Origin of the sequence: Roseicyclus sp. (assembly GCF_018402035.1) — a bacterium.
GTDB lineage: Bacteria > Pseudomonadota > Alphaproteobacteria > Rhodobacterales > Rhodobacteraceae > Roseicyclus.
Genome location: NZ_JAGYJN010000002.1, coordinates 91702 through 104169 on the forward strand (window position 1 = coordinate 91702; position 12468 = coordinate 104169).

10 protein-coding genes are annotated in these 12468 nt (G+C 63.4%); 4 read left to right on the forward strand and 6 right to left on the reverse strand.

The features are described 5' to 3' along the window. Window positions 1-85: 85 nt before the first annotated feature. Both KG698_RS04500 and KG698_RS04505 read right to left on the reverse strand, forming a co-directional pair. The gene (locus tag KG698_RS04500) at window positions 86-1111 is read right to left on the reverse strand and encodes an MBL fold metallo-hydrolase (protein WP_213684391.1); all 1026 of its coding nucleotides are present in this window, start codon (window positions 1109-1111) and stop codon (window positions 86-88) included. Further along, window positions 1108-2796 (reverse strand): acyl-CoA dehydrogenase, encoded by a 1689-nt coding sequence (locus KG698_RS04505; protein WP_213684392.1) that lies wholly within the window; start codon window positions 2794-2796, stop codon window positions 1108-1110. The genes KG698_RS04500 and KG698_RS04505 overlap by 4 nt, the downstream gene beginning before the upstream one ends. A 126-nt stretch (window positions 2797-2922) precedes the next feature. Between KG698_RS04505 and KG698_RS04510 the strand changes: the two genes are divergently transcribed. After that, window positions 2923-3873 carry an L-threonylcarbamoyladenylate synthase gene (locus KG698_RS04510; protein WP_213684393.1) on the forward strand — a complete coding sequence of 317 codons (951 nt, stop codon included), beginning with the start codon at window positions 2923-2925 and terminating at the stop codon, window positions 3871-3873. Window positions 3874-4111: 238 nt separating this feature from the next. Here KG698_RS04510 and KG698_RS04515 read toward each other — a convergent pair whose 3' ends face one another. The 3 genes from KG698_RS04515 to KG698_RS04525 all read right to left on the reverse strand — a co-directional run bounded on the left by KG698_RS04515 (window position 4112) and on the right by KG698_RS04525 (window position 6485). Next, entirely contained in the window at window positions 4112-5212 is a 1101-nt protein-coding gene (locus KG698_RS04515; protein ID WP_213684394.1) for a site-specific DNA-methyltransferase, read from the reverse strand. 79 nt (window positions 5213-5291) lie between these two features. Next, complete coding sequence (locus KG698_RS04520) at window positions 5292-5930, reverse strand: ribonuclease HII (RefSeq protein WP_213684395.1); 639 nt, start codon at window positions 5928-5930, stop codon at window positions 5292-5294. Window positions 5931-6014: 84 nt separating this feature from the next. Beyond that, on the reverse strand, window positions 6015-6485 hold the full coding sequence (locus KG698_RS04525) for a hypothetical protein (RefSeq protein ID WP_213684396.1): 471 nt from the start codon (window positions 6483-6485) through the stop codon (window positions 6015-6017). A 210-nt stretch (window positions 6486-6695) separates the two neighbouring features. On the opposite strand from KG698_RS04525, the gene KG698_RS04530 reads away from it, so the two are divergent. Then, entirely contained in the window at window positions 6696-6980 is a 285-nt protein-coding gene (locus KG698_RS04530; RefSeq protein ID WP_213684397.1) for a hypothetical protein, read from the forward strand. Then, on the forward strand, window positions 6952-7653 hold the full coding sequence (locus tag KG698_RS04535) for a hypothetical protein (RefSeq protein ID WP_213684398.1): 702 nt from the start codon (window positions 6952-6954) through the stop codon (window positions 7651-7653). The genes KG698_RS04530 and KG698_RS04535 overlap by 29 nt, the downstream gene beginning before the upstream one ends. A gap of 379 nt (window positions 7654-8032) precedes the next feature. Here KG698_RS04535 and KG698_RS04540 read toward each other — a convergent pair whose 3' ends face one another. After that, window positions 8033-9175 (reverse strand): Coenzyme F420 hydrogenase/dehydrogenase, beta subunit C-terminal domain, encoded by a 1143-nt coding sequence (locus KG698_RS04540; RefSeq protein WP_300982906.1) that lies wholly within the window; start codon window positions 9173-9175, stop codon window positions 8033-8035. 260 nt (window positions 9176-9435) lie between these two features. Between KG698_RS04540 and KG698_RS04545 the strand changes: the two genes are divergently transcribed. After that, window positions 9436-12234, forward strand: a complete 2799-nt coding sequence (locus KG698_RS04545) for a molybdopterin oxidoreductase family protein (RefSeq protein WP_213684400.1) — start codon at window positions 9436-9438, stop codon at window positions 12232-12234. Window positions 12235-12468: the final 234 nt, after the last annotated feature.

Below are 12468 nucleotides of genomic sequence, written 5' to 3' on the forward strand. Positions count from 1 at the left end.
TCTGGGTAAGGCAATGCTTTGACCGGGCAATACCGCATTCCAACGGCTCTGTCAGCCCATCGCGGATCGGGCACTGCGCCGCAGGTCAGCGCGCTAAATGATAAAGCCACGCCCCATCCGCGCGCCTTGTCCGCGTCACCGCACCCAAGCGCAGCAGATGGTTCAGATGGGCCACCGCCTCGACCAAGGCAAGGCCATATGTCCCCGCGTCGATCTGGCGTTTGAACAGCGGCGCAAAACATTCCGCCGCACTGCGCGGCCCGCCCGCAAGATGACCCCGCAGCCGGTCCAGCGCGCCGTGATGATTGTCGATCAACTGCACCAAACGCTCGGGCAAGCCCGTGAAAGGCAGCTTGTGACCCGGCAGCACCAGATGCTCGGCCCGCGCCAAAGGTTGAAACGCGGCGCAGCTGTCCAGCCATTCGCCCAGCGGATCGGCCCCCGGTTCGGTCGCATAAACCCCCAGATTGGGCGAAATCGTCGCCAAAAGCTGATCGCCCCCGATCACCAGATGATCATCGCGGCTCCAGAAGGTGGCGTGATCGGGCGCATGCCCCTGACCGAAGCGAATATCCCAATCGCGCCCGCCCATGCGGATCATCCCGCCATCATGCAGCCGGGTAAAGCCCAAGGGCAAAGGATGGACCACATCGCAGAAGTTGAAGGGCCGCTCGGCCCGACGCGTCTCGAACAGGGCTTCATCCATTCCCGCGCCCTGCCAATGGGCCAAGGTCTCGGCCGATGGCATGGGCTGTTCATCCAAGATCAGCATCCGCGCCATCAACCACGCGGTGCGCGGCATGATCAGTTCCGCGCCGCGCGCCTGAAACCAACCCGCAAGGCCCACATGATCGGGGTGGTGATGGGTTACGATCAGCCGCCGCACGGGCAACCCCGCCAATGGCCCGGCCAAGGCCGCCTCCCACAGCGCGCGGGTCTTGCTTGTATCAAGCCCGGTATCGATCAGCGTCCAGCCATCATCATCGCGCAGCGCATAGGCGTTGACATGATCAAGCACCATCGGCAGCGGCACGCGCAGCCACAGCACATCTTCGGCAATCAGGGTGGCCTCACCCGGTTCAGGGGCGGCTGCAAAGGGCATCTGGATCATGCGCAAAGGTCTTCTGCGCTTAGGTCGTAAAGCCCCTTGGCCCCATGGCCCGCCTGCGCGAACAGCCCCGCCGCCTCGGGCAACAGCCGATCAATGTAGAACCGCGCCAAGGCCATGCGCCGCGCCGCGCCCGATTGGGCGGCGCGCAAATGGTAGATTGCGCCCAAAACCCGCGCAAACCCCATCAGATAGGGCACCGCGCCCCCAAAGCGGTCGTTCAGCTCCATGCCCACCATCGCATCGGTCGCCACGCGCAACTGACCCGCCATCGCGGCCACAGGCGCACCCATCGGATCACCCATTGCCTCGCTCTCCATAGCGTCGATCAGCGCGTGGATCGCGGCCCCCCCATCGGCCATCTTGCGGCCCACCAGATCCATCGCCTGTATGCCGTTGGTCCCTTCATAAATCGCGGCAACCCGCACATCGCGGGCAAATTGGGCCACCCCAGTATCCTCGATAAAGCCCATGCCGCCATGCACCTGAATGCCCATATTGGCGACCTTGATCCCCATCTCGGTGCCATAGGACTTGGCGATTGGCGTCAGCACGGCGGCGCGCGCGGCCTGCACTGCATCACCCGCATGGCCCAGATCGATCGACACCGCCAGATCAAAGGCCAAGGCCCGCGCGGCAAAGGTTTCGGCCCGCATTTCCATCAGCATGCGCCGCACATCGGCATGATCAACGATCATCCCCGTGCCGCCCACCAAGGGCTGGCCCTGCTTGCGCCCTGCGGCATATGCCGCCGCCGCTTGCGTCGCGGCCTCGGCAATCGAGACACCATGCAGTGCCACACCCAAGCGTGCATTGTTCATCATGGTGAACATCGCGGCCAGCCCGCGGTTCTCCTCCCCGATCAGCCAGCCCGTCGCGCCATCATACTGCATCACGCAAGTGGGGCTGCCATGTAGGCCCAGCTTATGCTCAAGGCTGACGACCTTCAGGCTATTGGCCACCCCCGGCGCGCCGGTCTCATCGGGGATCAGCTTGGGCACCAAGAACAGCGAGATCCCCTTGGACCCCCCCGGCGCATCGGGCAGCCGCGCCAGCACCAGATGCACCACATTCGCGGCAAAATCCGTATCACCCCAAGAAATATAGATTTTCTGTCCTGTCACCGCATAGGTGCCATCGCCCCTTGCCACGGCCTTGGTCGCAAGCGCGCCGACATCTGAACCTGCCTGCGGTTCGGTCAGGTTCATAGTCCCGCACCATGCGCCACTGATCAGCTTGGGCAGGTAAAGCGCCTTGATCGCATCCGAACCATGATGGGACAGCGCCTCGATCTGGCCTTGCGTCATCAAGGGGTTCATCTCAAGCGCCAAACAGGCGCCGCCCGCCATATCATTGATGCAGGCCGCCACCGTCTGCGGCAGGCCCAAACCCCCATAGGCCGGATCGGCCGCGATCGCGGTCATGCCCGCATCGGCCATGGCGCGATATCCCGCCGCGTAACCGGGCGATGTGCGCACCACACCGTTCTCAAGCCGCGCGGGGTGCAGATCGCCTTGCCGGTTCAACGGTGCCAGCACCTCGTCACAGATGCGCCCTGCCTCGGACAACAACGCGGCGACCGTCTCATCCGTTGCCTCGGCATAGGCGGGCTGGGCGCTCACGCGGTCAAAACCCACCACATGGCGCAACAAGAACGTGAATTCGGCGACCGGTGCACGATAAGGCATGGAACGGCTCTCCCCCGCGATGATGCCAATTGATTGCATGGGCGCGCCCTTCACGCTACCCCCGCGGGCAGAGTGTGGGCCAGCCGCCCGCCCGATCAACCCCTACGTGACGTCAGAGCGATGCGCATGGCCGAAGATCTTCACCCAGATGCGACAGGGATCGCGCGCGCTGCAGCCTTGCTGCGCGCAGGCGCGCTTGTCGCGCTGCCAAGCGAAACGGTCTATGGTCTGGCCGCCGATGCCACGCAAGACGATGCCGTGGCCGCAATCTACACCGCCAAGGGCAGACCAGATTTCAACCCGCTGATCGTGCATCTGCCCGATCTCGACAGCGCCATGACCATCGCCGATTTCCCGGGTGCCGCCCGCGCCTTGGCCGATGCCTTTTGGCCGGGGCCACTGACGCTGGTGTTGCCGCTTAAACCCGGCCATGGGCTCTCGGCGCGGGTCACGGCGGGGCATGCGACCGTGGCGATCCGCCTGCCCGCCCACCCGGTAATGCAGGCGGTGCTGCGTGCCGCGGCCCGGCCCATCGCTGCCCCCTCGGCTAACCCTTCGGGCAAGATCAGCGCGACCACGGCGGCGCATGTGCGCGCGGGTCTGGGCGCACGGATCGCGGCCATCCTTGATGGTGGCCCAACGCAGGTCGGGGTCGAATCCACCATCCTTGCCCCCGGCCCCGATGGCACAAGGCTCTTGCGCGAAGGTGCCATCCCGCGTGAGGCGATCACCCCCATCACTGGCCCGCTGATCACCGACACCACCCCCGGCGCGCGGGTCGAGGCACCGGGCCAGCTTGCCAGCCATTACGCACCGCTGACCCCGCTCCACCTCGGCGGCACGGCGCAACCGGGCGAGATCATCATCGGCTTTGGCCCCATGACCTGCGCGCTCAACCTGTCCGAAAACGGCGATCTGGTTGAGGCTGCGACCCGGCTCTTTGCCACGCTCCACCAAGCCGACGCGCTGGCCCAAAGCCATAGCGCCCCGGCGATCCGCGTGGCCCCCATTCCCGAGATGGGCCTTGGCCGCGCGATCAACGACCGCCTCCGCCGCGCCGCCGCCCCGCGCGCCTGACCCTTCTGCTTCTCTGTTTTTCAAATATCCCAGGGGGGTTTGGGGGGACAGCGTCCCCCCATCAAGGACAGCGGGTTTGGGGGGACAGCGTCCCCCCATCGCCTGCTCTGCGGGCAGACCCGACCGCCAAGAACAAAAAACGCCCGCCGGCCAAAAGGCACAGGCGAGGGCAAGGTGCAAACCGGCGCAGGCGGCGCGCTGATCTGCGGTTCAACTCTTGAGACATTCAGGCGGGGATTTACCCCTCCATCTCCGCGCGCAACTGCTGGCGCAGCACATCGATGGGCACGCTTTGACCCTCGCGGCGGAAATGCCAATAGGTCCAACCATTGCATGAGGGCGCACCTTCCAGACGGGCGCCGACCTGATGGATCGATCCTTTCACATCATCGGCGATCAAGGTGCCATCGACGCGCACCTTGGCCATCTGGCCACGCGCATTGGTCAGCATCTCACCCGGACGCAGCATGCCGCGCTCGACCAACTGGCCAAAGGGCACACGCGGCTCGGCACGTTTGGACCCCGTCACCTCCAACGCGCTCCGGTCAAGGCGGCGCACATTGCCCAAACGCTTCTCAGCGATCTTGCGATAGCTCTCTTCACGCTCGATCCCGATGAAATCGCGGCCCAGCATCTTGGCCACCGCCCCCGTGGTACCGGTGCCAAAGAATGGGTCAAGCACCACATCGCCGGGGTTGGTCGTGCCGACAAGGATACGGTGCAACAGCGCCTCGGGCTTTTGCGTCGGATGCGCCTTGTCGCCCTTGTCGTCCTTCAGACGCTCACCGCCGTTACAGATCGGGATCACCCAATCCGAGCGCATCTGCACCCCCTCATTGAGCGATTTCAGCGCCTCGTAGTTAAAGGTGTATTTCGCCCCCTCGCCTTTCGAGGCCCAGATCATCGTCTCATGCGCATTGGTCAGGCGCATCCCGCGAAAATTCGGCATCGGGTTGGATTTGCGCCACACCACATCATTCAAGATCCAATAGCCTTGGTTCTGCAACTCGGCACCGACGCGGAAAATATTATGGTAGCTGCCGATTACCCAGATCGCGCCACCGGGCTTCAAAAGCCGCCGCGCGGCGACCAGCCAATCGCGGGTAAAGCTGTCATAGGCCGCGAAACTGGCAAACTGATCCCAGTGATCATCGCAGGCATCGACCAAGGTGTTATTGGGGCGATGCAAGCTGCCCTTGAGCTGCAAATTATAGGGCGGGTCGGCAAAGATCAGGTCGACCGACGCCTCGGGCAGCGCGCGCATCACCTCGATGCAATCACCAGCCAGAATCGAATTCAACGGCAGTGAGACTGCCTCAGCTTTTGTCTTGGTTTTCATATCTGCCTCTGTTCCGCGCCTCTGACGGGCTTTTGCGGTGTTCGGAGGTAGAATCGCTCAAAGGTGATTCGCAGTCAATTTATTTTTTGGAATCAATATGTTGCGCGTCATGCGATAGCAAGATGTTGTGTACCGGACGGAAGGATCGTCTATGATGGGGCGTCACCCCCATATCTTGTAGTGCGGCCAGATGTGACGCCGTTGGGTAGCCTTGGTTGACCTCCCAGCCATAGCCGGGATGGGCTTTTGCAAGCCCCGCCATGACCCGATCACGCGCCACCTTGGCAATGATCGAGGCCGCCGCAATCGACAGGCTTTTGGCATCGCCCTTCACCAATGTGACACCGGGGCACGGCAAGCCCTTTGGGCAGGCATTGCCATCGATCAAGGCCGTATCGGGGCAAATCGCCAACCCCGCCACCGCGCGCCGCATCGCCAAAAGCGACGCCTCGCGGATATTCAGCGCATCGATCTCTTCCACGCTGGCCCAACCAATCGCGACATCGGCCTGCGCGTTGATCAGGTCGAATAGCGCCGCGCGCTTGGCTGCCGAAAGCACCTTGGAGTCGTTCAGACCGGGCGGAATATTGGCCCGGTCCAAGATCACCGCCGCTGCGCAAACCGGCCCCGCCAAAGGGCCGCGCCCCGCCTCGTCGACACCGGCGATCAGCCCACCAAGGGCGTCTTCATGGGCAAGATCGGGAATGGGGCGTGGCATTACCCCTCATCCCACAGCAGGACGCGCCAAACAAGATCGGGCGGCCCAGACGGGGCCACCCGCACAGCCAAGGCGCCATCATCCTCAGGGCCGAAAGCCTGCCTCGCGCACCCAGCCATTGTTGGCCAAGCACCGACCGGCATAGATCTCGCGCGGGCCGCGCTGGGTATGAACCGTGGTCAGGCAAGCCTGCGGCAATTGCCGGGGATGGGCGGTGTTATTTTGCATGCAGCGTCGCCCATAACCACGAAAATGGCCGTTGTGATCGCGACCTTCGACAAAGCAACGCGCCGGTGCCACAAGGGCAGGCGGCGGCGCGGGCACATGCGGCTGGGCACGGGTGACCGGCACATGCGGCACCTGCCGGTCGGCACGGGTGTGAGTGTTCAGCTCAATCGCGCGCCCAATGGCATAAAGCGCGATCACACCGCCAAGGATACGCGCCACATCGCGGTTGTCAGCCCGCGCAGGCACAGCACTGGCCGAAAGCGCACCAAGCGCGATCAGGCCGCTAAGGGCGAATGCAGAAAGGTTTTGGTAAAGTTTGGGGAACATGCGAGATCTCCGATCCAGAACAGGGGCGCGCCTTTCGCGACGCCCTGCCAAGGATCTCGGGGCCAAGGGCCATGCCGCACAATATCGCCCCGCCGCTATCGGATAACATCGCCCCGGCGGGTTGCGGCCATTGCATGACAGCCCCGGCATGGCCATCCTCTCCCCATTGCCGCGCCATCAGGGCGCAGCGTGCAACCAATGGATGGTCCCATGTCGCCGCGCATCGTCACGCTGACTTGCCTTGCCATGCTCGCCGCAGCGCCCGCGCAGGCCTGCTACGCCGATTACCGGGCCAAGATGGATAACCCGCTGCGCTTGCACTACGGTGTCATCGCACTGCCCGATACGGCCTGCACTATGGATGCGGCACGGCCCATCATCGCCACACGGCTTGCCGCGGCGGGCTGGGAGCTGCTTCAGATCGTATCGATTTTCGGACCAGACGATCTTGCAACAAGGAGGTCCGATGCCGGATCGTATTTCCTCCGTTTCTGAAACCCGCATGGCCACGGGCCGTGTGCTGGTCATCGGGATTGTCGCCGTGGTCGCGGTGCTTGGTCTATCGGCGAGCCTGCTGTTTGTGAACCTGCCCGATGCGGGCGCGTTCAATGCGGCGGTCGCCGATGTCTTTGTCTTGATGGATGTGCGCAATCCCGATGCGACGCGCGTGCTTGAAATCATGGCCCAAACCGGCACCGCCTTTTCACAAGTGCTCGAAAGCTACCGCGCGGTGATCTTCGTGCTCATGGTCTTTGCCACGGCATTGCTTGTGGCCTGCTTGGTTTTTCTGGTGACCATTGTCACCCTCAACCGCCGCATGGCCGAGATCGAGCGCCAAGGCATTCAGGTCTCGTCACTGGTCCTTAGCCGTGAAGAGCGCGTGGTGCTGATCAACAACCTTGCGTTCAAACTGACCGATGCGGCGATGGAAACACTCGCCGTTCTGGCCGAGGCCCGCTTGGACGACGAGGTGCTGAGCGGCGCACAGATCGAGGCGATGATCGCAGGCAAGCACACAACCGAAGCAGACGAGGCCGCAGGGGCCACCCGGATCAAACGCCTACGCGACAGCCTTGGCAACCAGATCGTCAGCGAACTTTTGGTCAAGAACATCGCCCGCCACGGATATGTGCTGGCCATTGATAAATCTGTGATCAAGATGATCTGAGCCCCTGCGGGCGGAGAGATTCTTGGGGGGCGCTGCCCCCCGTCACCCGTTTTACGGGTGCCTCCCCCCGGGATATTTTTGAAACGAAGAAGGCTCTTTATCTTTTGTTAATCAAGATCAGCAAAGCTGCAATGGCGGTACAGGCGGGGACGCCGATGACCGTAAACGGAGAAGCCCCGGCCGCTCGCAAGACGGTCGGGGTGAACAGTGCTCTATGCTTCTTCGTTTCAAAAATATCCCCGCCGGAGGCCTCGGACAGCGCAAGCGGCGCGAACCGCTGGCCCGATGCGATCACGGGCCCACCACCAACCCTGAGCCGCGCCCAAAGGGCGCGCGCGAGGCAAAAGATACGCGCGCAAGCGCACCGTTTGGGTAAAGTTCAATCGCCGCGGGTTTCTTGCGACGCAGGGACCAGACCATAGCGCGCCGCGACGCGCCAGACATGCTCGGGGACCATGTTCTTGATCCGCGCAGGATGGGCGCGGCGCAGATGCAAGATCGTCTCGATTGCCTTCATCTCGACACGCGCCCGCGCGAATTCCAGACCACGCGGCCCGATACGGGGCTGCAAAAAGGCAACGATGGGGCGCGCCCAATCGGGCATGGCGCGCAGTGGCAGGCCACCCGCCGCACGCGCGGTATTGGCCAAGAAACCCTTGACCGCGCCCATCCGCTTGCCCTTGTCGGTCAAGGGGCGCTCAACCAACCGATCCGTGATGCCCGACAGCATCTCGGCCCCGCGATGATTGCGCGTGATGACCCATTGATCGCCATCCCCACCCATGTATCCCACCGTGATATCGGCCAAGCGGTTGGTGTAATCGACGCAGGTCTTGCAGGTCATCGGAAAGAAATCGCTCGGCAATTTCGAGATCGGCAACTTCAAGAAAGGCACGAATTTCGCCGGACGCCCGTCATCAAAGCGCATTTCCACCCGGTAATCGGCGCGAAACTCTAGGTAAGAAATCGTCTCTGGCCTTGGATCGAGCAAAGCCAGAAAAGCGTGGAAGCTTTCGGTCGTTGTATTGTCCGAGCAGGGCGTGCCGATGACATAGATCCGTTTGAAGCCCAGCGTCGCCTCGATCGCGCGCAGCGCATAGACTTGGCACGGAATACCGATAACGGCGATCCGCTTATGCCCTGCCGCCGCCGCCGGTTCGAGGGCGGCCAAGGTTGGCGCATAGCCCATCCGCATGCCCCGGCATTGCGCCAATTCGGCGGGGTCGGTGACAATCACGGGTTCCGGCCGCCAGCGATCATGCGGATCGGCGCGCACGGCAAGCACCGCATCGACCTTGCCACGGCGCAAGAGATCAGCGGCAAGCGCCGTGGTGATCCCGCTCCACTGCGCCCCTTCGGCAGGCGGGTTCAGCGCCAAGCGCTGCATTGCAAGTGTCACGCCGAAAAACGCCTCATCCCCAAGCGAGGGATCGGCCACGCGCCCATGCACGCGATGCTCGGCGCTGGCATAATCGGGTTGGATGAATTGACAGGCCTGACCACAGGCGCGGCCATCGCCCATGCGACTGACGCCGCAATCTGTGCAAAGCCCCGGACGCGCCGCACCCGCAAGAACGGGCACACTGAAACCGGGTACAGGATGATCCTTAGGCATGGGCGCGCGCTCTCCTCGGGCAGGGCTGAGTATCGCGGTGCACAGCAAATATGTCAACTTTGGTTTACACATGCATGGGCCACATGAATGACCCGGTCACAGGCCATTGCATCCCACCGCGCAGCCCGTCACAACTGTTTCAGGAACCTAAGCCGCGGGGAGGGCGGATGAGGCACCAAGACATCATCCTCGATCTGTCGCCCAAGCTGTCCGACCAGACGGCCAAAACGACCTGTTACATGTGCGCCTGCCGCTGCGGCATCAATGTGCACCTGAAAGACGGGCGCGTCGCCTATATCGAAGGAAATCGCGACCATCCGGTCAACAAGGGCGTGCTTTGCGCCAAAGGTGCCGCCGGCATCATGCAGGTCACCGCCCCCTCCCGCCTGCGCGCCCCCCTGCGCCGCGTGGGCCCGCGCGGCTCTGGCCAATTCGAGGAAATCAGCTGGGACGAAGCGCTCGCAACCGCCACCGCATGGATGGCCCCCTTGCGCGCAACAGCCCCCGAAAAGCTTGCCTTTTTCACCGGGCGTGACCAGTCGCAATCGCTGACCGGCTGGTGGGCGCAACAATTCGGCACACCCAATTACGCGGCCCATGGCGGGTTTTGCTCGGTCAATATGGCGGCGGCGGGCATCTATACCATGGGCGGCGCGTTCTGGGAGTTTGGCCAGCCCGATTGGGAGCGGACCAAGCTTTTGTTGCTTTTCGGCGTGGCCGAGGATCATGACAGCAACCCCATCAAGATGGGGCTGGGCAAGCTCAAGGAACGCGGCGCGCGCGTGATCGGCATCAACCCGATCCGCACCGGCTATAGTGCCGTGGCCGATGATTGGATCGCCATCACCCCCGGCACCGACGGGCTGTTGATCTTGTCGCTCATCCATTGCCTGCTCACGGCGGGCAAGATCGACCTCGACTATCTCGCGCGCTACACCAATGCACCCGTCTTGCTGAACGAAGACCCATCCTCGCCCGATCACGGGCTATTTTTGCGCGACGCAAACGGCAAACTCTTGGTGATGGACCGCACGACGGGAAAGCCCATGGCTTTTGACGCGGCGGGCGTCAAACCCGACCTCGCCCATGGCCTGCGCCGCGCGGGCATTACGCATCGCCCCGTGTTCCAGCTCTTGGCCGAACGCTATCTCGACCCGTCCTATGCGCCCGAGGCTGTGGCGGAACGCTGCGGCCTATCTGCAAAGCGCATCCATGCGCTGGCCGCCGAGCTTGCCCGTGTCGCCTTTGACGAAGCAATCGAGATTGATCAGCCTTGGACCGATTTTCGCGGCGAACGGCATGAAAAGATGACGGGCCGCCCTGTCGCAATGCATGCGATGCGCGGCATCTCGGCCCATTCCAACGGGTTTCAGATCGCGCGCGCGTTGCACCTGCTACAAATCCTGCTCGGCACCGTCGAAACGCCCGGTGGCTTCCGCTTCAAACCCCCCTACCCAAAGCCGCCCGAGGCGCATCCCAAACCGCATGCCACCGCCACCCCCGGCCAACCGCTGAAGGGCCCGCATCTGGGCTATCCGATGGGGCCAGAGCATCTGGCGCTGCACCCCGATGGCAGCCCCCAGCGCATCGACAAGGCGTTCTCATGGGAAAACCCGCTCTCGGCGCATGGCTTGATGCATATGGTCATCGCCAATGCCCATGCGGGCGATCCTTATAAGATCGACACGCTGTTTCTCTACATGGCGAACATGGCGTGGAACTCCTCGATGAGCACGGGGCGCGTCATCGAGATGCTCACCGACAAAGACCCCGAGACGGGCGAATATGTCATCCCGCGCATCATCTATTCCGATGCCTATAGCTCCGAGATGGTGGCCTATGCCGATCTGATCTTGCCCGACACCACCTATCTCGAGCGCCATGATTGCATCAGCCTGCTTGACCGCCCGATCTCCGAGGCTGACGCGGCGGCCGATGCGATCCGCTGGCCGGTGATCGAGGCCGACCGCGATGTCCGGGGCTTTCAATCCGTGCTGATCGATCTGGGCGCGCGCCTTGGCCTGCCGGGCTTTGTTACCGATGACGGTGCGCCCGCTTTCACCGATTACGCCGATTACATCACCCGCCACGAACGCCGGCCCGGCATCGGCCCCTTGATGGGCTTTCGCGGGGCGGGCGACCAGACGGGGCGCGGCGCGCCCAACCCCGATCAGCTCCAGCGCTATATCGACAATGGCGGGTTCTTCACCCACCACATTCCGCAAGCGGCGCAATACTACAAACCATGGAACACCGCCTATCAGGATTGGGCGGTGGATCTGGGCCTATACGACAGCCCGCAGCCTTACCTCTTCAACCTTTACCTAGAGCCGCTCCGCCGCTTTCAACGCGCAGCCGAGGGGCATGGCGACCGCCAGCCCCCCGACCATTTGCGCGACCGTATCCGCACCACGATGGACCCGCTGCCAATCTGGTATCCGCCCTTGGGCGATGACGCCCAGACCGCGCAAGATTTCCCGCTGCACGCGCTGACCCAACGCCCCATGGCGATGTATCACAGCTGGGGCAGCCAAAACGCATGGCTGCGCCAGATCCACGGCCATAACCCGCTTTACGTCCCAACCAATATCTGGGTGGCACATGGCTTTGCCGATGGTGACTGGGCGCGCCTCACCTCACCGCACGGGTCCATCACCGTGCCGGTGGCGCATATGGCGGCGCTCAACCCCAACACGGTCTGGACATGGAACGCCATCGGCAAGCGCAAAGGCGCTTGGGCGCTCGACCCCGCCGCGCCCGAGGCCACCAAGGGCTTCTTGCTCAACCACCTGATCCACGAGCTTCTGCCGCCCAAGGGCGATGGGCACCGCTGGTCCAACTCCGACCCGATTACAGGACAGGCCGCATGGTTCGACCTGCGCGTGCGCATCGAAAAGGTCAGCCCTCCACCGGAGGTGCAGCCAAACTTCCCAACCCTCGCCCCACCGCATGGCGGGACAAGATGACGCCGATGACGTCTTCTTCGTTTCAAAATATCCTCGGGGGAGCGCGAGGGGGCAGACACCCGCACCTCTCCTTCCGGCGGTCGCGTGGGGACAGAACCCTGCATCCTTCCGCGGTACGCTGGGTGCGCAACCCTCGCACCTCTCTCGCGGTCCCGGGGCAGACAGAACCCTCGCACCTCTCCTATCCTCGGGGGAGCGCGAGGGGGCAGACAGCCCCCTCGCACCTCTCCTTCC

What these genes read in the sequence shown, in the direction of transcription:
- KG698_RS04520 (WP_213684395.1), bottom strand. Translation starts at nt 5,930, where the DNA reads ATGCCACGCCCCATTCCCGATCTTGCCCATGAAGACGCCCTTGGTGGG.
- KG698_RS04510 (WP_213684393.1), top strand. Translation starts at nt 2,923, where the DNA reads ATGGCCGAAGATCTTCACCCAGATGCGACAGGGATCGCGCGCGCTGCA.
- KG698_RS04525 (WP_213684396.1), bottom strand. Translation starts at nt 6,485, where the DNA reads ATGTTCCCCAAACTTTACCAAAACCTTTCTGCATTCGCCCTTAGCGGC.
- KG698_RS04545 (WP_213684400.1), top strand. Translation starts at nt 9,436, where the DNA reads ATGAGGCACCAAGACATCATCCTCGATCTGTCGCCCAAGCTGTCCGAC.
- KG698_RS04535 (WP_213684398.1), top strand. Translation starts at nt 6,952, where the DNA reads ATGCCGGATCGTATTTCCTCCGTTTCTGAAACCCGCATGGCCACGGGC.
- KG698_RS04530 (WP_213684397.1), top strand. Translation starts at nt 6,696, where the DNA reads ATGTCGCCGCGCATCGTCACGCTGACTTGCCTTGCCATGCTCGCCGCA.
- KG698_RS04540 (WP_300982906.1), bottom strand. Translation starts at nt 9,175, where the DNA reads ATGGGCGATGGCCGCGCCTGTGGTCAGGCCTGTCAATTCATCCAACCC.
- KG698_RS04500 (WP_213684391.1), bottom strand. Translation starts at nt 1,111, where the DNA reads ATGATCCAGATGCCCTTTGCAGCCGCCCCTGAACCGGGTGAGGCCACC.
- KG698_RS04505 (WP_213684392.1), bottom strand. Translation starts at nt 2,796, where the DNA reads ATGCCTTATCGTGCACCGGTCGCCGAATTCACGTTCTTGTTGCGCCAT.
- KG698_RS04515 (WP_213684394.1), bottom strand. Translation starts at nt 5,212, where the DNA reads ATGAAAACCAAGACAAAAGCTGAGGCAGTCTCACTGCCGTTGAATTCG.